The sequence below is a fragment of the Methanomassiliicoccus sp. genome, assembly GCA_012719175.1.
Taxonomy (GTDB): Archaea; Thermoplasmatota; Thermoplasmata; order Methanomassiliicoccales; family Methanomassiliicoccaceae; genus UBA6.
In genome coordinates this window covers 16,074-40,107 of record JAAYAX010000006.1, presented here as the reverse complement: position 1 = coordinate 40,107, position 24,034 = coordinate 16,074, and the positions used below count along the sequence as shown (strand labels likewise).

The 24,034-nt window shown below is 59.6% G+C and carries 25 protein-coding genes; 19 read left to right on the top strand and 6 right to left on the bottom strand.

Going from position 1 to position 24,034, the window contains the following annotated elements:
* The first annotated feature begins 2 nt into the window (after positions 1-2).
* The 7 genes from aroC (at position 3) to GXX95_05650 (ending at position 8,201) form a co-directional block, all read left to right on the top strand.
* Positions 3-1,061, top strand: coding sequence for a chorismate synthase (gene aroC, locus GXX95_05680; protein NLT37630.1), 1,059 nt, complete (start codon positions 3-5; stop codon positions 1,059-1,061).
* On the top strand, positions 1,054-2,124 hold the full coding sequence (locus GXX95_05675; GenBank protein NLT37629.1) for a prephenate dehydrogenase/arogenate dehydrogenase family protein: 1,071 nt from the start codon (positions 1,054-1,056) through the stop codon (positions 2,122-2,124). Before aroC ends, GXX95_05675 begins: the two co-directional genes overlap by 8 nt.
* Positions 2,125-3,186: an aspartate-semialdehyde dehydrogenase gene (asd, locus tag GXX95_05670; GenBank protein NLT37628.1), complete on the top strand. Its 1,062-nt coding sequence runs from the start codon at positions 2,125-2,127 to the stop codon at positions 3,184-3,186.
* Positions 3,187-3,196: 10 nt separating this feature from the next.
* Positions 3,197-4,363, top strand: a complete 1,167-nt coding sequence (locus GXX95_05665; GenBank protein NLT37627.1) for a hypothetical protein — start codon at positions 3,197-3,199, stop codon at positions 4,361-4,363.
* A complete protein-coding gene (locus GXX95_05660; GenBank protein NLT37626.1) occupies positions 4,364-4,768 on the top strand; it encodes a 4Fe-4S binding protein in 405 nt (134 codons plus the stop codon). It abuts the gene before it with no gap.
* Positions 4,765-5,502, top strand: coding sequence for a UPF0280 family protein (locus tag GXX95_05655; GenBank protein ID NLT37625.1), 738 nt, complete (start codon positions 4,765-4,767; stop codon positions 5,500-5,502). Before GXX95_05660 ends, GXX95_05655 begins: the two co-directional genes overlap by 4 nt.
* 146 nt (positions 5,503-5,648) lie before the next feature.
* Positions 5,649-8,201 (top strand): PAS domain S-box protein, encoded by a 2,553-nt coding sequence (locus tag GXX95_05650; protein NLT37624.1) that lies wholly within the window; start codon positions 5,649-5,651, stop codon positions 8,199-8,201.
* A gap of 30 nt (positions 8,202-8,231) precedes the next feature.
* Here GXX95_05650 and GXX95_05645 read toward each other — a convergent pair whose 3' ends face one another.
* A complete protein-coding gene (locus tag GXX95_05645; protein NLT37623.1) occupies positions 8,232-8,378 on the bottom strand; it encodes a hypothetical protein in 147 nt (48 codons plus the stop codon).
* A 112-nt stretch (positions 8,379-8,490) separates the two neighbouring features.
* Positions 8,491-9,867: a radical SAM protein gene (locus tag GXX95_05640; GenBank protein NLT37622.1), complete on the bottom strand. Its 1,377-nt coding sequence runs from the start codon at positions 9,865-9,867 to the stop codon at positions 8,491-8,493.
* Positions 9,868-10,072: 205 nt separating this feature from the next.
* On the opposite strand from GXX95_05640, the gene GXX95_05635 reads away from it, so the two are divergent.
* The 10 genes from GXX95_05635 to pheA are packed head-to-tail and all read left to right on the top strand — an operon-like array spanning position 10,073 to position 18,120.
* On the top strand, positions 10,073-10,936 hold the full coding sequence (locus GXX95_05635) for an ATP phosphoribosyltransferase (GenBank protein ID NLT37621.1): 864 nt from the start codon (positions 10,073-10,075) through the stop codon (positions 10,934-10,936).
* Between the two features lie 9 nt (positions 10,937-10,945).
* Complete coding sequence (gene hisC, locus GXX95_05630; GenBank protein NLT37620.1) at positions 10,946-11,992, top strand: histidinol-phosphate transaminase; 1,047 nt, start codon at positions 10,946-10,948, stop codon at positions 11,990-11,992.
* Positions 11,986-12,651 carry an imidazole glycerol phosphate synthase subunit HisH gene (gene hisH, locus GXX95_05625; GenBank protein NLT37619.1) on the top strand — a complete coding sequence of 222 codons (666 nt, stop codon included), beginning with the start codon at positions 11,986-11,988 and terminating at the stop codon, positions 12,649-12,651. The genes hisC and hisH overlap by 7 nt, the downstream gene beginning before the upstream one ends.
* Complete coding sequence (gene hisA / locus GXX95_05620) at positions 12,648-13,352, top strand: 1-(5-phosphoribosyl)-5-[(5-phosphoribosylamino)methylideneamino]imidazole-4-carboxamide isomerase (protein ID NLT37618.1); 705 nt, start codon at positions 12,648-12,650, stop codon at positions 13,350-13,352. The genes hisH and hisA overlap by 4 nt, the downstream gene beginning before the upstream one ends.
* Positions 13,353-13,354: 2 nt before the next feature.
* On the top strand, positions 13,355-13,903 hold the full coding sequence (locus GXX95_05615) for an imidazoleglycerol-phosphate dehydratase (GenBank protein ID NLT37617.1): 549 nt from the start codon (positions 13,355-13,357) through the stop codon (positions 13,901-13,903).
* A gap of 1 nt (position 13,904) precedes the next feature.
* Entirely contained in the window at positions 13,905-14,657 is a 753-nt protein-coding gene (hisF, locus tag GXX95_05610; GenBank protein ID NLT37616.1) for an imidazole glycerol phosphate synthase subunit HisF, read from the top strand.
* On the top strand, positions 14,654-15,274 hold the full coding sequence (locus GXX95_05605; protein ID NLT37615.1) for a bifunctional phosphoribosyl-AMP cyclohydrolase/phosphoribosyl-ATP diphosphatase HisIE: 621 nt from the start codon (positions 14,654-14,656) through the stop codon (positions 15,272-15,274). The genes hisF and GXX95_05605 overlap by 4 nt, the downstream gene beginning before the upstream one ends.
* Positions 15,271-15,930, top strand: coding sequence for a histidinol phosphate phosphatase domain-containing protein (locus GXX95_05600; GenBank protein NLT37614.1), 660 nt, complete (start codon positions 15,271-15,273; stop codon positions 15,928-15,930). Before GXX95_05605 ends, GXX95_05600 begins: the two co-directional genes overlap by 4 nt.
* Positions 15,927-17,294, top strand: coding sequence for an aspartate kinase (locus tag GXX95_05595; GenBank protein NLT37613.1), 1,368 nt, complete (start codon positions 15,927-15,929; stop codon positions 17,292-17,294). The genes GXX95_05600 and GXX95_05595 overlap by 4 nt, the downstream gene beginning before the upstream one ends.
* 1 nt (position 17,295) lies before the next feature.
* Positions 17,296-18,120, top strand: a complete 825-nt coding sequence (pheA, locus tag GXX95_05590) for a prephenate dehydratase (protein ID NLT37612.1) — start codon at positions 17,296-17,298, stop codon at positions 18,118-18,120.
* Positions 18,121-18,126: 6 nt separating this feature from the next.
* Here the strand turns inward: pheA and GXX95_05585 are convergent, their stop codons facing one another.
* Both GXX95_05585 and GXX95_05580 read right to left on the bottom strand, forming a co-directional pair.
* Entirely contained in the window at positions 18,127-19,203 is a 1,077-nt protein-coding gene (locus GXX95_05585; protein NLT37611.1) for a pyridoxal phosphate-dependent aminotransferase, read from the bottom strand.
* Positions 19,203-19,724 carry a flavin reductase family protein gene (locus tag GXX95_05580; protein ID NLT37610.1) on the bottom strand — a complete coding sequence of 174 codons (522 nt, stop codon included), beginning with the start codon at positions 19,722-19,724 and terminating at the stop codon, positions 19,203-19,205. Before GXX95_05580 ends, GXX95_05585 begins: the two co-directional genes overlap by 1 nt.
* Before the next feature lie 103 nt (positions 19,725-19,827).
* Between GXX95_05580 and GXX95_05575 the strand changes: the two genes are divergently transcribed.
* Entirely contained in the window at positions 19,828-20,613 is a 786-nt protein-coding gene (locus GXX95_05575; GenBank protein NLT37609.1) for an S-methyl-5'-thioadenosine phosphorylase, read from the top strand.
* Positions 20,614-20,711: 98 nt separating this feature from the next.
* On the opposite strand, the gene gcvH is transcribed toward GXX95_05575, so the two are convergent.
* Entirely contained in the window at positions 20,712-21,104 is a 393-nt protein-coding gene (gene gcvH, locus GXX95_05570) for a glycine cleavage system protein GcvH (GenBank protein ID NLT37608.1), read from the bottom strand.
* A gap of 91 nt (positions 21,105-21,195) precedes the next feature.
* Between gcvH and hypF the strand changes: the two genes are divergently transcribed.
* Complete coding sequence (hypF, locus tag GXX95_05565) at positions 21,196-23,373, top strand: carbamoyltransferase HypF (protein NLT37607.1); 2,178 nt, start codon at positions 21,196-21,198, stop codon at positions 23,371-23,373.
* 4 nt (positions 23,374-23,377) lie between these two features.
* Here hypF and GXX95_05560 read toward each other — a convergent pair whose 3' ends face one another.
* Positions 23,378-23,821, bottom strand: coding sequence for a hypothetical protein (locus GXX95_05560; protein ID NLT37606.1), 444 nt, complete (start codon positions 23,819-23,821; stop codon positions 23,378-23,380).
* Positions 23,822-24,034: the final 213 nt, after the last annotated feature.

Sequence of the window (24,034 nt, the reverse complement as noted above, 5' to 3'; positions counted from 1 at the left end):
CCATGCTGAGGCTCACCATCTTCGGCTCCAGCCACGGCCCCGGCATTGGTTGCGTGTTGGACGGGGTGCCGGCGGGGATCGATGTGGACCGGGACTATCTACAGAGGGAGCTGGAGCTGCGCCGCCCGTCCGGAGCATTGGGAACGCCGCGGGCGGAGGAGGACCGCGTGGAGATACTCGCGGGCGTGGTGGACGATAGGTCCACGGGCGCGCCCGTGGTGCTGTTCATCGCCAACAAGGACACCGACTCCTCGAAGTACGACAAGTTCCGGGCGATGCCCCGCCCAGGCCATGCCGACCTCACGGCCCTCCGGAAGTATGGTGAAACGGTCGACCTCCGGGGGGGCGGCCAGTTCTCCGGCCGGATGACGGCCCCGTTGGTGGCCGCGGGCGCCGTGGCCAAGGAGATGCTCCGAGGATTGAACGTCCAGATCGCGGCCTACACCCAGCGCCTGGGCGGCGTGGAGGACGATCAGGAGAGGACCTTCAAGGAAGTGAAGCGGCAGGCCAAGGAGAACCCGGTGCGCTCCGCCGATCCCGCCCTGGCCTTGGACATGATCCATGAGATCATGGAGGCGAAGCACGAAGGGGACAGTGTGGGAGGCATCGTCCGCTGCCTTGCCGTCGGTCTCCCCATGGGCGTAGGGGAGCCTTTCTTCGATTCCCTGGAAGGGGAGATAGCGAAGATGATGTTCTCCATCCCTGGGGTGAAGGGCATCGAGTTCGGGGCCGGCTTCCGGGCCGCATCCATGAGGGGTTCGGAGCACAACGACTCCTTCCAGGTGGTGGACGGCGAGGTGAGCACCATCACCAATAACGCCGGAGGTGTGCTCGGGGGCCTGTCCAACGGCATGCCCTTGGACATCAAGGTGGCGTTCAAGCCCACGGCCTCCATAGCTATCGAGCAACGGACGATCGACCTTGACAGGATGGAGGACACCACCATCAAGGTCGAGGGGAGGCACGACCCGTGCATCGTCCCCCGGGCCGTAGTAGTGGTGGAGGCGGCCACGGCATTGGTCCTGGCCGATCTATGCCTGAGAGGTGATTTCATTGCGTGAGAGCATAGAAGACATTAGAAAGCGCATCGAGAAGATCGATCGCGAGATCCTTCGCATGATGGCCAACCGTACGGCGGCAGCTGTGGAGATGGGTAAGATGAAGGCCAACGACTCCTTGCCCCTCCGCGCACCCCAGGTTGAGGAGAAGGTCATCGAACGTTACATGGTCAGAGCGAAGGAGTTCGGGATGTCTGCCGATTCCGCCCGCCACATCGCGGAACTGCTCATAGTCGAGTCCATCGAGCAGCAGGGACGTATACCCAGACCACAGCAATCTAAGAGGTTCCTGATCGTCGGCGGCAACGGTCGAATGGGCGGCTGGCTATGCCGGTTCTTCGCCTCCCGGGGCCACAAGATCAGGATCTTCGACAAGGGGGAGAACGCCCGGTTCCCTGTCGAGAAGGACCTCAAGAAGGGTGTGAGAGACGCTGAGGTCATAGTGCTGGCCACCCCCATCTCACAGACGGCGGAGGTGCTCAAGGAGGTGCTGTCATACGACCCCAAGGGGCTGGTCTTCGATATTGCGTCCATCAAGGCGCCGTCCATACCCGTGCTGCGTGAAGCCGCGGCTAGGGGTGCCAAGGTGTGCTCCCTGCACCCCATGTTCGGGCCCGAGGCCCCCTCCATCATAAATCGCAATGTGGTCATGTGCAACTGCGGTTCCATCGAGGCCTTGGACCTGGCCAGACCACTGGTGGACGGGTCCAACGTCATCGAGCTGGACGTGGAGGAGCACGACTCACTGATGGCGTACGTGCTGGGCCTGAGCCATGCGGTCAACATCGCCTTCTTCGAGGCGCTTCGCCAGAGCGGCAGAGGGTACAAGGACCTGGACCGCGCCGGTTCCACCACATTCCACCGGCAGGTGGGGATCTCAAGGGACGTGGCATCGGAGAATGCTCAACTTTACTATGAGATCCAACATCTCAACCCGCACAATATAGAAGCTCTCGCTTACCTGCAGCGCGCCCTCGACGACCTCCGGGAGGCGGGGGTCAAGGGGGACCGAGAGGCGTTCGAGAGGATGATGACAGAGGGCAGTGAATATTTCGGAGGCAACTGAATGGCTAAGATAAAGGTCGCGGTTCTGGGAGCAACGGGGATGATAGGGCAGAGGTTCGTGCAGCTTCTGGAGGACCACCCTATGTTCGAGATCGGGGGGCTGTACGCCTCGGAGAGGTCCGAGGGCAAGAGGCTGGGCGACACCCTCAAGGTAAAAGACCATGAGTTCGGGGAGGACATCCTGGACATGAGGATCGAGCAGCTGATAGTCCCCAATATCGCCCGTGACTGCAGGGTGGCGTTCTCCGGGCTGCCGTCCGATATCGCCGGGCCGTTCGAGAGCCAGCTCGCAGGGTCCGGGGTCGCAGTATTCTCCAACGCGGCGAACCACCGAATGGAGGGGAACGTCCCGCTGCTCATACCGGAGTGCAACACACCTCACCTGGATATGGTGAAGAAACAGGCCACTTTCAAGGATGGGGGCTTCATCGTCACCAACGCCAACTGCTCCACCACCGGCATAGCTGTGCCGCTTAAGGCGGTGGACAGATCGTTCGGACTGGAGTTCGTGTGCGCCTCCACCTATCAGGCCGTTTCCGGCGCCGGTTACCCAGGGGTACCTTCCCTGGACATCCTTGGGAACGTGGTCCCGTACATCAAGAACGAGGAGGAGAAGATGGAGATGGAGCTGGCCAAGATACTGGGCTCGCTCAGCAAGGGCAAGTTCGTCGACCATCCCGTGGAGGTCCTAGCCTCCTGCGTCAGGGTGCCGGTGGAGGACGGGCACCTGGAATCCGTCACCTTGCGCACCGAGGAGGATGCTACCGTGGAAGAGATGATCAAGACCTTATCATCATTCAAGGCCGAGCCCCAACGCCTGAAGCTCCCCACCGCGCCCATCAGGCCGGTCATCGTGCGCAAGGAGGCGGACCGTCCCCAACCAGTGTATGATGTGAACGCCGGGGAGCCGGAGAGGGCGCGTGGCATGGGCACGGTCGTGGGAAGAGTAAGGAAGAAGGGTAACTTTTTCAAGATGTTCGTCCTGTCCCACAATACCATCCGGGGAGGCGCGGGGGGCTCGGTCCTCAACGCCGAACTGGCAAACGCCAAGAAGCTCCTATAAAGGTGATTCCGTGAAGAGAACGTACGAAGAGATCAACGCGAAGATCGAGAAGGGCGATGCTGTCGTCATGACGGCAGAGGAGGCCATCCAACTGGTGGAGAGCCAGGGACTGGAGAAGGCCACCAAGGAGGTGGACGTTGTAACAACGGGTACCTTCGGCGCTATGTGTTCCTCGGGAGCGTTCATCAACTTCGGTCACTCGGAGCCACCCATCAAGATGCAGAAGGTATGGCTGAACGAAGTGCCTGCCTACACGGGCCTGGCGGCGGTGGATGCATATATCGGAGCCACCGAGCTGCGTGAGGGGGACGGCATGGAGTACGGCGGAGCCCATGTGATAGAATCCCTGGTCAAAGGGGAAGCGGTCCACCTCCGGGCATCGGCGTACGGTACCGACTGCTACCCTCGTCGGGACATTGATACCTACATCTCGCTGAAGTCGGTGAACCAGGCATACATGTTCAACCCCCGCAACGCCTATCAGAACTACGGGGTGGCCACCAACTCATCGGAGAAGGCTTTGTTCACCTACATGGGGAAGCTGCTGCCCCACTACGGCAACGCGACCTACTGCAGCGCAGGCCAGCTCTCCCCCTTGCTCAAGGACCCTAAGCTACGGACCATAGGCATAGGCACCAGGATATTCCTCGGAGGGGGTATAGGCTATGTGGCCTGGGAGGGCACGCAGTACAAGACCGGCGTGCCCGAGAGGAACGGAGTGCCCTCGTCCGCGGGACGCAACCTGGCGGTCATCGGAGACCTGAGGGGCATGAGCGACGAGTTCCTGCGGGCCCTCAACTTCCACGGTTACGGTCCCAGCCTGGGAGTCGGCATCGGGGTGCCCATCCCCATATTGGACGAGGACCTCATGAGAACGGCCAGTGTACGTGATGATCAGATCTACGCCCCGGTCCTGGACTATGCCATACAGTCCCGGAACCGCAAGCCGATGATCGAGGTGAGCTACGCCCAGCTGCGCAGTGGTACGGTGGATCTGTTCGGGAAGAAGGTCAAGACCTCCTCCCTGTCATCGTACTTTAAGGCCCGCATGATCGCCGAACGCCTCAAGTCCATGATCATGAAGAACGAGTTCCAGCTCACGGAGCCGGTAGTCCCCCTGCCCGCGAGCAGAGAGCAAAGACCGTTGGACGTGTGCTCGAAGGAGGAGGTGCTGTAGATGGCCAAACGTAAGTTCAACCTGTATTTCCGCCCCGAACTGGTCAATGAGCCCATCACCTATGTCCTGGTCAAGGACTTCGACCTGCGGTTCAATATCCTCAGGGCAGAGGTGGTGGAACAGGGAGGACAGCTGCTGATAGAGGTCGACGGTAAGCCTGCTCAGATCACCAAGGGCGTGGCCTATCTGCAGTCCATGGGCGTAACGGTCAAGGAGCTTAACGAGTTCGTCACCAAGGACGAGTCCCGATGCACCAACTGCGGGATGTGCGTTTCCATATGTCCGGCGGACGCCATAGAGATGGACCGTAAGGACTGGACCGTAAAGTTCCATCTGGAAAAGTGCATCGCGTGCGGCCTGTGCGTCAGCTCCTGCCCACCCTTGGCGATGAAGCTCCAGGCATGACCAGGAAGCACTTCGAGGTCCGCGAGACCGCGGTGACCATCATAGCAGAGGATGAGTTCCTCCCGATCGCCGAGAGGTCGATATTCCGATCCCGGGAGGCCGTGGAGAGGTACATCGAGGAGGACCCCTTCTTCCAGGTCACCCTGGAGCCCTACCCTTGCCCTCCTCATGCCCCAGAAATAGTGCACAGGATGTGCGATGCGGCCTTGGCGGCGGGAGTGGGTCCAATGGCCGGTGTGGCCGGGGCCATAGCAGAGAGGGCGGTCCTGGACATGCGGACGGCAGGAGCGTCATATGCGATCGTGGACAATGGCGGGGACATCGCCCTGCTCATCGACCGGGAAACGGGAGTGGGATGGTACGCTGGTCCGTCGGTCAAAGGTCTGGGCTTCGCCTGCCCTCCCCGCAACGGGGTCTTCGGGATATGCACCTCGTCTGCCACTGTCGGCCCCTCCATCTCCTTCGGTGTCTCCGATGCCGCCACCGTGGTCTCCTCCAACGTCATCTTGGCAGACACCTGCGCCACCCTGCTGGGTAACCTGCTGACCTCCGAGGATGATGAGGTCATAAGGCACGCCCTGGACATTGTCTGCTCCATTCCGGGCGTGGAAGGGGCCGCCGCCGTGGTGGGGGGAAAGATGGCCATGAAGGGGAAGCTGCCCCCCCTGACCAGGACCGGCATTTCTTTGGAGAAGGTGACAAAAGTAGAGCACCTTCCAGTCGACAAGATTTAAGTTCCATCATAATGAATGCGCAGGCACAATATCAGAATTGATTCTGAAATATATTATTTTAATAATAATAGTAATGTTTCTTTGTCCGTTCCACCGTGCATATTATTCGAGCCATATACGTAGATGATGAACCCGCCCTTCTAGAGGTGACAAAAGTCTTCTTGGAGATGGACGGCGACATCGAGATCTTGGCCTTGGATAGCGGCAGAAAGGCCCTACCTCTCATCCTTAAAGGAGGTTACGATGTGATCGTTTCGGACTATCAGATGCCCGAGATGAGCGGCATCGACCTCCTTAAGGCCTTGAAGAACAAGGGCAATGACGTTCCCTTTATCCTTTTCACCGGCAAGGGCCGTGAGGAGGTCGCCATGGAGGCGATCAACAACGGTGCCGATTTCTACATCCAGAAGGGAGGTAATCCCTCGGTGCAGTTCCAGGAGCTGAAGAACGCCATCTTCAAGCTCGCGCAGAAAAGGGCAACAGAGATCATGCTGCGGGAGAGAGAGGAGAAGCTCCGCCTGCTGACCGACAACATGACGGACATTGTCTTCGAGATCGATACCAAGGGCAATGTGAAATACGTTTGTCCATCTGTAAAAGCGATCTTGGGGCATGATGCTGCCTCTTTGATTGGAAAGAACGCCCTGGTATGGGTCCACACAGAGGATCGGGAGATGGTGAGGCAGCAGTTCATGAGAATTGCTTCTGGAGAATGCGAGAATAGAGCCAAGATCGTATGCCGCTTTATGATAGCGAGCAATAAGTATCTCTGGCTGGAGACCATAGGAAAGGCCATTCGCGGGAAGGACGGACTGCCCACCGGCTTCGTATTGAGCTCCAGGGATGTCACCGATAGGATTGAGGCCGAGGCGGCCCGCCTGGACTCCGAAAGGAAGTACCAGAACATCATAGACAACGCCAATGATGAGTTCCTTATCGTCGATCAGGGAGGTAAGATACTGGAGGCCAACAAGGTCGCCAGCCGGTTGCTTGGTTTCTCCCATAAGGAACTGATCGGCATGGACATCAAAGCTGTCGAAACAGGCAGCAAGAGCGATCGTTCGTTGCAGGTCCAGACCCAATCCATGAAGGAGAACGTCTCCATCGTGGAGACATGCCACCTCGCTAAGGATGGGAGAACCATTCCTGTGGAGGTCTCGTGCACCCCCATTAACCTAGCGGGCCAGCCCGCGAACTTACTGATAGTGAGAAACATATCGGAGCGTAAGGAAGTGGAGCGGCAGCTGCGTAATTCAGAGAGGTTGCTGAACCAAACGCAGAGGGCCGCCCAGATCGGAGGCTATTACCTCGACCTTGTGAACGGGACCGCCAGTTGGACCGAGGAGGCCTACCGCCTTTGTGGGCTAGACCCGTTCAAGGTGGGGCAGGAGGACGACAACTACATGAAGCTCGGGCTCCCCTGGGGCCGCGAGACGTTCTCGGAAGCATGGTGGACCATACCCGACCGCAACACCGAGTTCGATTTCGTGTACATGCTGGTCGTCCCCAACTCCGGACTCCGCCATCTGCGCAACCGCGGCCGCCTGGAGCTGGACGATGAGGGCAACGTCAAGGGCATCTTCGGTACGATAATGGATGTCACCTACCTTAGGGCGACGGAAAGCCGCCTGCAGGAGAACCAGCGGTTGCTGGATGAGCTGGAGAAAGCCTCTCGGATCGCGAGCTTCAGGATAAACTGGGTGCGGAAGGTGCATCATTTCTCGGATGAGATCTACCGCATTCTGGGACTGAAACCAGAGGAGGACATGCCATATAGGGACATGTTCGAATTGGTGCACCCTGATGATCTGGTCCGTTACCAGGAGAGCATGAAGCTCATAAAACTGGGCAAGGAGGAGGTCGACATCGAGTTCCGTGTGATAAGAAGGGACGGCTCTATAGTCAGCCTTAAAAGCAGGGTGCGTCCGGATAAAGGACCCCACGGCGAGGTGGAAGGCATCTACGGTTCCATCACCGATGTCACCGACCGCATAATGGCAGAACAGGCGGTCCGCCTGGCAGAGATAAAGATCGCCCTCATGGGAGATATCACCCGCAGCGACATCAGCCGCAAGATCAAGACGTTGAACGGTTACCTGCAGATGGCATTGAACCGGTCCCACGATCCTGTGATAAGGGAACTGATGGCCAAAGCCCGGACGACCACCAGGAGCATAGACCAGAAGATCATGTTCAACGAGGACTATCTGAATCTGGGCCAGACAAGACCTAAGTGGATCAAACTGGACGAGAGCTGCCATTCTGCGATGTCCAAGTTGGACCTGGGAACGGTGAAGGTGAACATCGACCTGCAGAACTATGAGGTGCTCGCCGATCCCATGCTGGAGAAGGTGTTCTACAAACTGGTAGAGAACTCACTATTGCACGGTGGCACCCTCAGCACTGTCACCATCAGCTCCAGGCTCACCGCCTCAGGCCTCGTGGTTACGATCCAAGACAACGGGAGGGGCATCTCCTCGGGGGACCGGAAGAAGCTTTTCAACTGGGAGTTCCGCGGGCGACGAGGCCACAGCCTCCACTTGGTCGCGGAGGTGCTCCGCCTATCAGGGATTTCCATCCAGGAGACCGGCCATGATGGTAGCGGGTCCAGGTTCGAGATATCCATTCCTTCAGGCCTGTTCCGCGAGAGAGCGGTCCTGGGGCCGGGTGAGCAGGTCCGGGCCCCTGCCGCCATCTGATGGACCAGGTTATCGATGTCAAGACCCAACTCACTTCTTGCGAGCGTGCCTAAGGAGGTTGAGGCATTTCTTGGACCCACGGACAACCTTCTCATCACGGCACCGAATCTTGTTGGGGCACGTGAAGCACCTAGTATGCCATGTCAACAATTCATCGCCGGACTCCTGTTTGGCCATATTCTTCCCCTCTTACACGGCAGGGATATGGCCCTTTGTGGCGATATAGCTCACCCTTGTCAGTGGGGATCGTGGGGAGAACTGAATGGTGTTCGAACCGGGACATGTGCGTTCAAAGGTCCTTGAGACCGCTGGTGACTGCTCTCCGAGCATCCGGGTTGGTGAGGTTCCCGAATATTATGCTGCGGGCAGTGGGGTTCACCATCAGAACGTGCAACAGCTCCTTGACCCCTCCTAGGCTCTTCCAGGCGTCCATAAAGGCTCCGTATCCGTCCTTGACCAGGGACTCCAGCTCCGCCTGGGAAGCATTCTCGGGGAAGTACTCAAAGACCCTGTGGTTGGTCTTCCAGTCCTCTTCCTTCACCACCCCCTTGGTCCTGAGGTCATCCCACAGCGGCGTTCCCACCAGGAGGTCCAGGATGTTGTACTGTACCCCATGCGGCCTCAGGGATCGGGCGAAGTCGATGGTGGAACGCATCTCCTCCTTGGACTCTATGGGTGCGCCTATAATGTAGGAAGTTATCACCAGCATCCCCGCTTTCTTGGCATTGGCCACCGCCTCCTCGGTGCGCTCGGGGGTCTGCTTCTTGTTGTAGAATTGAAGCACCTTGGGGGATGAGGACTCCGCCCCGAAATATATGACGTTGAATCCTGCGGCCTTCATCTTCTTAAGAAGTGGGAGGGACGCGTGCCCTGCCCTGCCCTCGCAGTACAGCCTCATCTTTATCCTCCTCTCGGTCAGGAGCCGGCAGATCTCTTCCACTCGAGCGGTGTTCTGCGTGAAGTTATCGTCCACCAATACGCATTCCCTGTAACCTTGGTGGTACAGCATTTCCATCTCTCCCACCACGTTCTCGGCGCTGCGGAACCTCCACTTTCTCTCGGAGAACGCGGCACATGAGCAGTAGGTACACGAGAAGGGGCAGCCACGGGACGTGGATATGGTCGTGAACTTGCGGAAGGTAAGGGGTATCCCTTGGAAGTAGTAGCCGTACCGCAGGTCTCCCAGGAGGGAGCGGTCTGGGTACTCCAGGGAATCGAGGTCCTCGATGAGGGCCAGAGGCCTGTCTATCCAACCCCCGTTCTCCCTGCGGCTGGTGAGCCCTTCCACGTCTTCCACACCCCGCCCGTTCTCCATGCGGTCAAGGAGCACGGGCAGCGCCCGCTCCGCCTCTCCCTTTATGATGTGGTCAATGAACGGATACTCCCTCAGTATGTTGCGGGCGGCGAAGGTGGCATGGTAGCCGCCGAGGATGATCTTCATCTCCGGGAAAAGGTCGTGAGCTTTCCGCAAGGTCTCCATGGTCACCAGGAACGTGTGGGTGGAGCAGTTCATGCCCAGCACGTCCGGCCGTTCCTTTGCGATCCGTTCCACCATCTGGTCCACGGTGTAGTTGAGGCAGAAGGCATCAACGATCAATATCTCGTCCTGGGGACGGGCCTTCTTGAGAGCACCTGCGATGTACAGGATACCTAGAGGGGGCCACATCTCCGTGGTCCTCCAAGGGGGAGTCGCCAGCATTAACTTCAAGCAATATCCTGACGATAATGCGAACCGGCTATAGAAAAATATTCTGGCCTGACAAGCTACGGTGGGGCGACGGACCTTGTCCGAGGCTGGACCTTGAATAAAGGACACATGTTTTTTATGGGGACAGGATATCACCAATTCATTGTAGAGACGGGATGAAGGTATGTCGATAAAACTGGCCGTGCCGAACAAGGGGCGCCTGAACGAGAGGTCGGTGGAGATACTCGAGCGGGCGGGCCTAGAACTGGAGGACGGGGGCGAGAGGAAGCTTTACGCCTCCGTCAAGAACGGCGACCTTTCGGTCATGTTCCTGCGGGCGCAGGATATAGTCAAGTTCGTGCATAAGGGCGCTGTGGACATGGGCATCACCGGCTGGGACCTGGTGCTGGAATCGGGTCTGGACGTCCATAAGCTGATGGACATGGGCTTCGGTCGGTGCCGGCTGTCAGTAGCGGTCCCAGAGCAGATGGGGATCGACAAAGTGGAGGACATACCGGAGGGATCCATCGTAGCCACTTCCTTCCCGGGGATGACCCAGAAGTACTTTAAGAAGCAAGGGAAGAAGGTGGAGGTCGCCACCATATCCGGAGCGGCGGAGGTCACTCCACACCTGGGGGTAGCGGACCTGATCGTGGACCTGGTGTCCAGTGGGAGCACCCTCAAGACCAATCACCTCAAGGAGATCGCGGTTATCGCAGAGTCACAGGCTGTCCTCATCGCCAGCAAGGAGGCCATGAAGGTCAAGAGGACGGAGATGGAGGAGCTCGCCTCCGCCATCCGGAGCGTGATGGACGCTGAGAGGAAACGCTACCTGATGGCCGACGTGCCCAAAACGTCCCTTGATGAGGTGAGGGGGTTCCTTCCCGGCATCGCCGGCCCCACTGTTATGAACATTGCTGGTCGTGACGACGTGGTCGCCATACATGTGGTGGTGGACAAGACCGAGATATATCAGTCGGTCAACAAGCTCAAGCGGTTGGGGGCGACCGGAATACTCATAGTTCCCATAGACCGCATGGTCCCCTGAGGTGCCCAGATGAAGGAAGAATGGGTAAGATCCACCGTAAGGGACATACCGTTGTATTATAACCCTAAGGAAAAGGCAGTGCGTATGGACACTTCCATCAATGTTCTGGGGACCAATCCATGTGTGAGGGAGGTTCTCGCCAAGAGCATGGACCTGGACCTGAACCAGTACCCCACTCCTTACTCCGACGGCCTGCGCCAGGCCCTGGCCCAGCGCTACGGCCTCAACGAGGACAATTTCGTGGTCGGTAACGGTTCCGACGAGGCGCTCGACATCGTGTTCAAGTCGTTCATGGAGCCGGGCGAGACCGTGGTCGCTCCTTATCCGTCATACGTCCTCCACGGCTTCTTCGTGAAGATAAACGGCGGACGGTTCGCTACCGTTGACCTAAAGCCAGGGTTCCAGCTGGACCCCGATGCCATGCTGGCGGCCAAGGGCAAGATCATCATACTATGCACCCCCAATAATCCGACCGCCAACACCTTCGACCATGCTGACGTGGAAAGGTTGGTCCGGGAGCACGACGGCCCTGTGGTGGTTGACGAGGCCTATGGGGAGTACAGCGACAGGTCGTTCCTACCGCGGGTCGAGGAGTTCGATAACCTCATTGTTACACGCACATTTTCCAAGGCCTACGGTCTAGCGGGCATGCGCGTGGGGTACATGGCCTCCAACCTCAAGATGGCGGGCATCATGCAGCGCATCAAGATACCCTACTCTCTTAATCAGGTGAGCGAGAGGGCGGCGATGGCGGCGCTGAAGAACACCACATATGTGGATATGGCCGTGGACCTGGTCAAGAAGGAGAGGGAACGCCTCTCACAGGGCCTGGAGTCCCTAGGCTTCAAGACGTATCCTTCGCAGAGCAATTTCATACTGTTCAAGAGCCCCCACCCCTCCGGGGAGCTGGTCAAGCGACTGGCGGATAAGGGCGTTCTCGTCCGCAACTTCGGAGGGTTGAGGATGCTGGAGAACTGCCTGCGCACCACCATCGGGACCCGGGAGCTGAACGACATGCTGCTGTCCAAGCTGGGAGAGGTGATGAAGGAATGGTGACCATCAGACGATCCATAAAGTACCCCGAGGAGAACGATTCCTACCGCATCGGCCAGAGGCCAAAGGTTAAGGTCTCCATTGCCGACTATGGCGTTGGCAACCTGCACTCCATACGCAAGGCCTTGGAGCTGGCAGGCGCGCGTCCAGTGATAGAGTCCAATATGAAGAACCTCCTCGACGCCGAGGTCATAGTGTTCCCCGGAGTGGGAGCTTTCGACAGCGCCATGGAGAGGCTCCTACCCTACAAGGAGATGCTTGCCGACCGCCTCAACGCCGGGACGCCCTGCCTGGGCATATGCATAGGGGCGCAGATCCTGTTCGAGGGCAGTGAGGAAGGCAGGAGGCCGGGTCTGGGGATCATAAAGGGCAATGTGATCCGATTGAAGGCCGAGAGGGTCCCCCACATGGGGTGGAACAAGGTCGTCTCCACGGACAGGGCTTTCGAGGGTACTCCCTCCCCCTACTACTATTTCGCTCACTCCTACCACGGCGTACCTTCCGAGGATGCGGCCGTGGCCACCACCGACTACTTCGGAGAATTTCCCTCAGCCTTCAGAAAAATGAATGTGCTCGGAGTGCAATTCCACCCAGAGAAGAGCAATGCCTCCGGGGCGGTCTTCCTGAGGAACTTCGTAAAATTCATCGAGGCCAAGCTATGATAGTACTACCTGCAGTGGACCTTATGGACGGCAAGGTCGTCCAGCTCGTTGGAGGAAAGCCCGGGACCGAGAAGGTCTCCCTGTCGAACCCCCGCGAGGTAGCTCAGGACTGGGAAAGGAAGGGAGCTCCGGCCATCCATGTCGTTGACCTCAACGCGGCCATGGGCCGGGGGGACAACTTCGAGGCCATAACCTCGATCATGTCCCGGGTGCAGGTCCCCATCCAAGTAGGAGGAGGCATCCGTACCACGGAGGTGGCGGAGACCCTACTGAACCTGGGCGCCTCCAAGGTGGTCGTAGGGACCAGGGCGATCACAGATCCCATATGGTTCGCTGAACTGACAAGGTCCAACCAAAGGAAGATCATCCTTGCCCTGGACACCCTGGACGGAAAGGTGCAGGTGAAAGGGTGGAAGGAGTCCTCCAAGATCAAGCTAAAAGATGTCCTGAAAGCCACGGAGGGCCTCCCCCTGGGCGGTGTGCTGCACACCAACGTCAACGTCGAGGGAAAGGCCAAGGGGATCGATGTCCAGGAGACGAAGAACTTCCTGAGCATGTGCCCCCACGATGTCATCATCTCCGGCGGGGTCACCACCCTCGATGACCTGGCGGTCCTCGAGGACATCGGGGTCAAGTCCGTCATCGTAGGGATGGCGCTGTATCTGGGAACTATCAGGCCAGAGCAGGTATGGGGGCTGTGATGATGAGAGAGGCGAAGCTGGCCCGCAAGACCAAGGAGACCGACATCTCACTGTTCCTATTGCTGGAGGGGAGCGGGAAGAGCGAGGTGGATCTGGACGACCAGTTCCTCAGGCATATGTTGGAGACGCTCACCCGCTATGCTTCCTTCGACCTCGAGCTCCGGGCCACGGGGGACAATCCTCACCACCTGATCGAGGATGTGGCCATCGCCCTGGGGACCGCCTTCCGGAAGTCGCTCGCCGACATCCCAGTGGAGCGCATAGCCTCGGCCATGGTGCCCATGGACGATGCTCTGGTGACCGTTTCCTTGGACATCGTGGACCGTCCGTACTGCGATGCCGACTGCCCGGACCCGCTGTACTCGCACTTCCTGCGTTCCTTCTCCATGTCCTCGGGTATAACGCTCCATATCATCGTCCACCGCGGCATGGACGAGCACCATGTGATAGAGGCGAGCTTCAAGGCCCTGGGGATCGCCCTGAAAAGGGCGGTGGTTCCGAGGGAGAACGTCCTCAGCACCAAGGACGCGGTCAAGTACAGGAGCGGCTGACATGCTCACCAAGCGCATCATTCCATGCCTCGATGTCACCGACGGAAAGGTCGTCAAGGGGGTCAAGTTCCAAAACCTCACCGGTGTGGGCTACCCTCCGGACCTGGCCAAGGCATATGAGGAGCAGGGGGCCGATGAGGTGGTGTTCTTGGACATCACCGCCTCCTCGGATGCCCGCAAGACGCTGCTGGAAGTGGTGGAGAAGACCGCCGAGGGCCTGTTCGTCCCTCTGACCGTAGGCGGCGGTATACGCTCCAAGGAGGATATGAGGCTGGCCCTCAACGCCGGCGCGGACAAGGTCTCGGTGAACACCTCGGCGGTGCATGATCCCAACCTCATCACCGCCTGCGCCGAGGACTTCGGGAGCCAGTGCGTGGTGGTGGCCATCGATGCCAAGAAGGAACGGGGTCGATGGAAGGTCTATACCCATGGGGGCCGTCAGCGCACCGAGCTCGATGCCGTGGACTGGGCCTACGAGATGGAGGACCGCGGTGCGGGGGAGATCCTCCTAACGAGCATGGACGCCGACGGGACCACCGACGGGTACGACATCAAGCTCACACAGTTGGTAGCGGACACGGTCACCATCCCGGTCATCGCCTCAGGCGGATGCGGAAATCCCGAACATATCTATCAGGTGTTCGCCGAGACCAACGCCTCCGCGGCCTTGGCGGCCTCCATCTTTCACTACGGCACGTACACTGTGGGGGACGTCAAGAAGTATCTCGCTGACCGGGGGGTCCTGGTAAGATGAGCGAGGGATTGAGGTTCAACGAGGACGGCCTCCTGCCGGTCATCGTCCAGGATGCCCTGACCAACGAGGTCCTGATGATGGCGTGGACCAACCAGGAGGCTTACGAGCTCATGCTCAGCACCGGGAGAACCCATTTCTGGTCCCGGTCGCGCCAGAAGCTATGGATGAAGGGCGAGGAGTCCGGACACGTGCAGGACATCGTTAGCATTCAGACCGATTGCGATGCCGACACTCTGCTGGTCCGGGTACGCCAGACCGGGAACGCGTGCCACTTGGAGCGCCCGTCCTGCTTCAGCGACGTCCTCTATGGCGACGTGGGAGGGACCGCGGCCATCGTCCCGGAGCTCAGGAGGATCATCAGAGATCGGAAGGAGAACCCCCAAGAGGGAAGCTATACCAATCAGCTCCTGTCCAACGAGGACAAGGTGCTCAAGAAGGTGATCGAGGAGGCAGGGGAACTGGCCATCGCCGGCAAGGGCAAGGACCATGACGGTCAGGTGTGGGAGGCCGCTGACCTCATATATCATCAGATGGTCCTGTACGAGTACCTCGAACTGCCCCTGGAGGAGGTCTTCATGAAGCTCAGCGAGAGGCATAAGGGAGGGAGACGGAAATGAGGATAGATCTTCACATGCACACCCTGCATAGCGATGGGGAACTATTGCCCATAGAGCTTGCCCGACGGGCCGCGGTGATGCGGCATGAGGCCATCGCGGTGACCGATCATGCGGATGCCAGCAACGTCGAGAGGATCATCCGGGAGACCAAACGGGATGTCCCCTATGCTCGGGAATGGGACTTGGACATGATCGTGGGTGTGGAGCTTACCCATATCCCTGCCAACCGCCTTGACGACATGGTCGCCAGGTCCAGAAAGGCTGGGGCGGAGATCATCGTGGTGCACGGCGAGACCATATCCGAACCGGTGGAGAGGGGGACCAACAGGGCTGCCGTGAACAACCCCGACGTGGATATCCTGGCCCACCCCGGGTTCATCACCATGGAGGATGCCCAGGCAGCGGCCGATAACGGCGTGGTCCTGGAGATCACCTCCCGGCCCTCCCATTGCCTCACCAACGGGCACGTGGTGCGGATGGCCCGTAAGGTCGACGCTCGCATGGTGGTCAACTCCGACACCCACTCGCCCTACGACATCATCTCCGAGGAGCGGGCCATCCTCGTGGCCATGGGTGCAGGCTTGACCCAGGACGAGGCGGAGATCTGCGTGTACCGTACGCCTAAGGAGATTGTGCGGAGGGTCAGGGAAGGATGAAGGTCCTCAAGTTCGGTGGCTCATCCCTCAAGGACGGCACCAGCATGATCAGCGTGGGCAAGATCATCTCCTCCGACCAGGAGGAGAAGGTGGTCGTCGTGTCCGCCATCCAGGGGATAACCGACTCGCTGCTCAAGTTCATGTCCGCGGGACGCAACGAGGAGGAGGTCCAGCGTTTCATAAAGGACCTGCGGGACCGTCATCTCCGGATACTGACCGAGGTCGCCAACAGTATGGATGTGAAGCAGACGGCCGTTAGCCTCCTCACTTCCCAACTGGTGCGATTGGAAAGGATCCTGTACGGCATCATATACCTCGAGGAACTGACCCCCCGGACCAAGGACCTGGTGCAGTCGTTCGGCGAGAGGATGAGCGTAATCATCATGGCCGCCATGTTGCAGGAGATGGGTGTGAACGCCATGCCCGTGGAGGCGGACGAGCTGGGGATCATCACCGACGGCACCTACGGCTCGGCCACAGTGGAGATGGAGACCACCAGGAACAACGTCGCTCCACGCATATACGAGATGTTCAAGCGGCAGGAGGTACCCGTGGTCACCGGCTTCTTCGGTAAGACGCCGGAGGGCCACATAACCCTGCTGGGGAGGAACGGGACCGACTACAGCGCTAGTATCATCGCCAACGCTATCGACGCGGACAGCCTAGAGATCTGGAAGGACGTGGACGGGTTCATGTCCGCCGATCCCAAGGTGGTGCCGACCGCCGTTCCCATAAGCCAGCTGTCGTACGAGGAGGCCGCGGAACTGTCCTACTTCGGGGCCAAGGTCCTGCATCCCCGTACAGTGGAACCGGCGAGGGCCAAGAGCATCACCATCAAAGTGAAGAACGTGTTCAAGCCTGATTACGAGGGTACGGCCATCAACCCCAAAGGGGTCGAGGGCCGCAAGACCATCAAGAGCATATCCAGCATGCCTAACATGGCCATGCTCAAGGTGTACGGCTCTGGGCTGGGATCGAAGTCTGGTGTCATGTCCGAGATCAGCGTGCTGCTGTCGGAGGCGGGTATAAACATCTACTCGGCCGCCACCTCACAGACGTGCTTGTCCCTGCTCATCGAGGAAAAGGAGCTGAAGCATGCGGAGAAAGCCCTGTCCGACGCCAAGCGGGGGGTCGTGGACCGCTTCGAGACCGTCCGCGACGTCGCCCTGCTGTGCCTGGTAGGCGAGGGGCTGGGCCAGAAGGTAGGCATCGCCGGCAGGGTCTTCGCCATCGTGGCCAAGACCGGCACCAATATCGGGCTCATATCCGCCGGGGCATCCACCGTGGCCCTGACGTTCACCGTGAAGAGGAAGGACCTGGAGGTCACCACCAAGACCATCCACCAGGAGTTCTTCGGTGGTTGACATGGTGAAGGTGGCGTTCCAGGGCGTCGAAGGTGCGTTCTCCGAGGATGCGGTGGCCCTGTTCTTCAAGGAGGTGCAAACCCTGCCCTGCCCGGACTTCGAGAGCGTGTTCCGCGCGGTGGAGCTGAGGGAGGCGGACTATGGGATGGTCCCCGTGGAGAACTCCCTGGAAGGGACGGTGGCGGCCGTGAACGACCTTCTGTTGGAGAACGACCTCATCATCGTGGGCGAGGTCCTGGTGCCGGTCGTCCACTGCCTCATGGTGAACCCCGGATCGGACATAACGCGCATCAGGCGGGTCTACTCCCACCCCCAAGCATTAGGACAGTGCCGAACGTTCCTGGCCAAGTTCCCTCAATGGGAGAAGGTGCCCTCGTTCGACACTGCGGGCTCGGCGCGGCACGTCCGCGACAATGCACTCCCAGAGGAGGCGGCCATCGCCTCCTGCCGGGCGGCAAGGTTCTATGGCCTGGAAGTGCTGCGCGAGGGAGTACAGAACAGCGAGGAGAACTTCACTCGGTTCTTCGCCATCCAGAGGGCCTCGCGCTTGCTGGACAGAGGGGATAAAACCTCCTTGGCCTTCGCCACCCGCAACGTCCCGGGGATGCTCTATGAGGCCATGGGGGCCTTCGCCAGCAGGGGGATCAACATGACCAAGGTGGAGTCCAGGCCCCGGAAGGGGCGGGCCTGGGAGTACGTGTTCTTCGTCGACATCGACGGCCATGTCAATGATCCCAAGGTCGCCGAGGCCCTCACCGATCTGGTGCGCCGGGCAGCTTTCGTAAAAGTTCTGGGCTCATATCCCCGAGCCCATCCCCTGCAGTGAGCGATCTCAACCCCGGGTCAGGAGGTCCAGGACCTCGGATATGTAGGCCATACCGACCTCCAGCTGGGAGCGCGGACAGGAGAAGGTCAACCTTATTGTGCCGGGAGCCCCCCAGTAGCGTCCCGGACCCACGGCCACCCCTCGATCCAGTAGCCGTTCGCTCAGCTCCAGGTCATCGATCCCCCGCGGCAGGACGATGTGTGCCATGAAGGCCCCCTGGGGACGATGACAGCGGACGCGGGTCTCCCTCCGAAGCCAGTCCTCAACAGCTGGTAGGTTCTCATGGGCGTGTTGCAGCGCGCGCTCCCGGAACCACTCACGCCGCCTCACGGCCTCCGCGGCGTGGCGGCATGACCATGCCGGCAGCCTGTAGCTGGTGTACAACCGGGCGGCCTCCACCGCCCTGGCCACGGGGGGCGGTCCCAGGAGCCACCCTACCCTCAGCCCTCGCAGGCCATTGAGCTTGGTGACGCTGGAGACGGACACTCCGTTATCCCCCAACTGGTACGCGCCCTTGGGAACTGGCCCATAGCTCATCTCTCTGAACACCTCATCCACCAGGACCAATGCTCCCGTACGCTGGGCCTCGTCCACGATCCCGGAAAGGACCTCATCGCCCAGCATGGCGCCCGAGGGGTTGTGAAGGTTGGTGAGCGCGACCACCTTGGCCCCGCTCCGGAGATTATCGCTGAGGTCCTGCATATCCGGAACGTACGCCTTCGCCGGGGAACGCTCCAGGCTCGACACTCTAGCGACCTCCTCCGCCTGGCGGCGAATGGGCATGAACGTGGGGCTCTCCACCACTGCCTTATCGCTGGGGTTCAGGTGTGTCAGGAAGAACAGGAAATCGGCATGCTGGGCACCCATGGTGAGGGCGATCATGTCGTCATCAACGCCATAAGCCCGACATAGGGCCTCCCGGAGCTCGGCCTCCGCCTCGGCCTCATCACCCAACTCCTCCACCCTAAGAGGGAACTCGTCAGGGCCGGGAGTGGACGCTCCGCTGCTGTCCAAGGATATGGTGGCGCCTCTGCGGTGGCAGTGCACGGCCCAATCCTCCAGGGGATCGGACGGGAAGCGCATCAGCGGCCTCTGATGATCTCTCCCACGGTTCGGAACTCCCCTGCCCAGTAGATGAGCGCACGTTCCCGATCATAGTTCTCCACCGCCTGCGCGCACACCACCTCTCCCAGGAACCACGTATGGTCACCGGTATCGAAGACCTGGGTCTTCTGGCACTCCAGGTTCACCAGGCATTCTTCTATGATCGGCGTTCCTATCTTCTTTCCGGGAACGGCAGTGAGGCCGGTCTCCTCGAACTTGTCCATGTCCTTTCCGGACTTCTCACCGCAGAATATGGACTCCTCCACCAATTCCTTTGGAGGAATGTTGATGCTGAAGTCGGGGGAGCGATGGAAGAGCTCGTGACTGTGCCGTGATGGCGAGATGCCGACCCCGATCAGAGGTGGATTGAATGAAAATACGTGCACCAAGGAGAGGGTGATGATATTACGTTCCTCCTTCCCGACCACGCCCAATACCAGAGGGAAGGCGGGGAAGGTCCGGATTCCCCGGACAGGGTTCATCTCAGCTTTGACCGCCATTCTGTTCGGCATTGGGATATTTTCCTTCCATAAAAAAAGGCTCGCTTCCATTGTTCGCTTGACCGACATCGAATTTATTAGGCTGGGATAATATGCGCGGTCCATGGCACCACGCATCGGGATCATCGGCGGAACTGGAGTATACGACCCCAAGATATTCGACATCAAGGAAAAGATCTCTTTATCGACACCGTACGGACCGCCCTCCGACTGCGTTCAAGTGGGTACCATGGACGGGGTGGAGGTGGCCTTCCTCGCCCGTCACGGGAGCGGGCATGTGCTGCCGCCCCACATGATCAACTACCGGGCCAACATATGGGCTTTGAAACAGCTAGGGGTGGATAGGATAGTCTCTCCCTGCGCCGTGGGCTCGCTGAAGGAGGATTACCGCCCGGGGGACCTGGTCATCGTGGACCAGTTCATCGATCTCACTAAGCGCCGGGACTATACATTCTATGACGGGTCCAGGACAGTTCACATCTCCTTGGCCGACCCCTTCTGCGAGGAGATGAACTCCCTATTCGCCAAGGAGGCGAAGAAGCTGAAGATACCTCTCCATGTGGGCGGGACCTATGTGTGCATAGAGGGCCCCCGGTTCTCCACTCGAGCGGAGTCCAATATGTTCCGTAGCTACGCCGACATAATCGGGATGACCCTAGTCCCGGAGTGCCAGCTGGCGAGGGAGCTGGACATGTGCTACACCTCCCTGGCCACCATCACCGACTACGATGTGTGGGCGCCGGAGCCGGTGGACCTGCCCACTGTCCTGAGAGTGATGGCCGAGAACGTGGAGAAGGTCCGCAGGCTGATCTCCGCCACATTGCCCAAGATCCCGGAGAAGAGAAGCAAGTGCGCCTGCCCCCATACTCTGAAGGACGCAGGAATCTGAACCTCCTGAATAACGAACAACGCCGTCGGGATGGCCCGTATTTAAAAGACCGGGGGGCCGGCCACCGGGTCGCGGGCTAAGGCTGGGGTGCCTGAAACCTAATCCCCTATCACCTTTCGGTAACCGCTCTCGTCCAGGAGATGGACCTCCGCCTCAGGCTCGTCCATCCTAATGATGGCCATCCATCCCTCGTCGTAGGGGGATTCGTTGATGAGCTGGGTCTGTTCCTCCAGCACGGTGTTGACCTCGGTCACCTCGCCGCTCACCGGCGCATACACGGCGGCCACGGTCTTCACGCTCTCCAGCTGACCCAGGACCTCACCCCTCTGATAGTGCTTACCCTTCTGGGGTAGCTCTATGAACACTATCTCTGTCAGCTGGTTCTGGGCATGATCGGTTATGCCTACACGTGCGTTCCTATTCTCCATCTTGACCCATTCGTGGTCAGCGGTGTACCTCAATCCTTCCTTGACGATGCTCCTATGCGCCATGGGATCCCCCAAACTGATGCTCCATAAGATACCGGAGATATAGCTGTTATCGGCAAAAGGTCATATAACCTCAAAGAGTTGGAATGAGGAGATGAAGATCACTGTCCATGGCATCGTTCAGGGAGTAGGATTCCGCCCCACTGTCTATCGGATCGCTAGCTCCATGGGATTACGTGGCCATGTGCAGAACAACGGTTCCAACGTCGTCATCGTGGTGGACCGTGAGGCCGAGGAGTTCGTCCGGCGTCTGCAGCAGGAGTTACCGCCCCTGGCGCGGTTGGACTCGGTGGAGATGACCCCCTGCGAGGTGTTGGGGGAAGGTTTCAAGATCGTTCCCAGCTCCACCGGGGAGAAGGGCGTGGGGATCCCTAACGATACGGCGGTGTGCGAAGACTGCCTCCGGGATATGTTCGATCCAGCGGACCGTAGGTACCTATACCCCTTCACGAACTGTACCAACTGCGGGGCTCGGTTCACAATAATCCAGGACCTTCCGTATGATAGGGTCAAGACCTCCATGAGGGACTTCCCCATGGACCCGGAGTGCCGGAACGAGTACGATGACCCCTTGGAGAGAAGGTTCCATCACCAGACGATATCCTGCCCCCGGTGCGGCCCTTCCTACTATCTGCTGGACAGCGATGGGAACCACATTGATGGAGAGGACCCCATCCAGGCCTTTGCGGAGAGGCTTCACGAAGGGGCTATAGGCGTCGCCAAGAGCTGGGGGGGCATGCACATCTGTTCGACATTGCCCACCATCCCGCACCTGCGCACCTGGTACCGCCGGGACCAGAAGCCATTCGCCATCATGGTCCGGGACCTGGAGGCCGCCCGTCGGTACGGTATGCCCACACCATTCGAGGAGAGGCTTCTGCTCTCGACCCACCGGCCAGTGGTCCTGGTGCTGAAGAGGGAGGGACCCGCCAATGAGATGCTCGCCCCTGGCCTCAGCACCATCGGTATGTTTTTGCCGTACACCGGAATGCATCACCTCCTGTTCCACTACCTCCAGGAGGACGCCCTGGTCATGACCTCGGCCAACACGCCGGGGGAGCCCATGGTCCTCCGTGACACCGACGCCCTGGACCTGGGAGCGGAGCTGTACCTGATGCATGATCGGGAGATCATCAACCGTTGCGACGATTCGGTGGTCCGGACGTACAAGGACCGGACCTTCTTCATACGCCGATCCCGCGGGCACATACCCTCCTCGCTGGACATACCTCTGAAAGGTCAGGCCATAGGTCTGGGGGCGCAGGAGAACCTCTGTGGAGCGGTGGCCAAGGATGGGCGGATGTTCAACACCCAGTATGTCGGGGATGGGGACTCCATGAGGGTCATCGATTTCCTGGAGTCGGCAGTTGAGCACTTCCGAAGGCTGCTGGGAGTGGACCATCCTCAAGCGGTGGCGGTGGACCTACACCCCGGTTACTCCAACCGTAAGCTGGGGAAGATGCTGGCGTTACGCGAAGGGGCGGAGCTGATGGAGGTACAGCATCACTGGGCCCATGCAGCCGCCCTGCTGGTGGAATCGGGAGAGGAAGATATCGTGGCCCTTACCCTGGACGGGACCGGTTACGGAGCGGACGGCCAGGCGTGGGGAGGGGAGGTGCTGCGTGCGGACCTCACTTCCTTCGACCGCATCGCCCACCTCCAGCCCATACCACTGTTGGGCGGGGAGAAGGCGGTCCGCGACCCTCGACGGCTGGTGTTCGCCCTGGACGAGATGGCTGGCAGACCAGGGGAGTACTTCACGGATGCGGAGGCGGCGGTGCTGCGGAAGATCATGGCCCAGAGCGTTACCAGCAGCGGATTCGGCCGCCTTCTGGACGCCTTGTCCTGCTACTTCGGAGTTTGCCAGAAAAGGACGTACGATGGGGAACCGGCCATGAAGCTGGAGACCCTTCTGGAGAGAGGGAAGGTCCTCTCAGGCCTGGTGGCGGAGAGGACCGGGGGCGTGGTCATGACCGTGCCCATGTTCCAGCAGCTGAGGGAGATGAAGGGCTCGCGGGAGGACCTGGCGGTGACCTTCGTGGCCTCCGCCCTGAGGTCCTTGGTGGACGCCGCGGTGGACGAGGCCATTAGCAAGGGCATCGATGCCATCGGCCTCACCGGGGGCGTCTCCTACAACGGCGTGGTATGCTCGCTGGTAGACGATATGGTAAAAGAGCAGGGCCTGAGGTTCATCTGCCCGAACAGGCTGCCCAACGGCGATGGGGGGATCGCCAGCGGGCAGTGCGCCATCGCCTTGAAGAGAGTAAGCTGATGGCCTAGCGGATCTGATCGACCAGCAGGGGCAAAGGCCTTTCGAACCATTTTGTGGAGCCCAGGTCCTTGACGCACTTGCCGAGGCAGGCCCCCTCCTTGGGCGAGGGAGCTATGGTCCATTTCTCATCCTCGCGCTGTAACCACAGGGTAGCCCCGGGGAACCCTTTCTCCGGGACCCACTTCTCGGCGACGATCCTCTCCTCCTCCTCGTCCTGATACTCCGCAAGGCAGTTGGCCACCGTGTTGATGATGCCCTGGACATCGCTCTGGTCGTCCTGTATGCGCTGCATCTCCAGGAGGAACTCGTACAGCTGCTTCAGCCGCACTCCGTCCTGGACCCTGTAGGTCCCATGGCGGATATCATCGAGCAGGTTCTGAGCTGAGCAGCCCATGGACTGATACTTCCTTGCCAGGGCCAGGAACTCATCGAAAGTTATGTTCATCAAATAAGCAACCCCTCGTGGTCTTGCGGGGGTGATTTTGGTCACAGACCTTAACTACGTTCGTTCGTGGTTATCAATTACGATTTGTTCGAATCACTGGGAACTCAATCAAGATTCATTGGAATAATATATAATAATATTATCAATAGATCTCCTGGTATGCATCCAGCATTTCTGGGGACCGGCAGGGCGGATATTTCTATAAACGTGACAAGG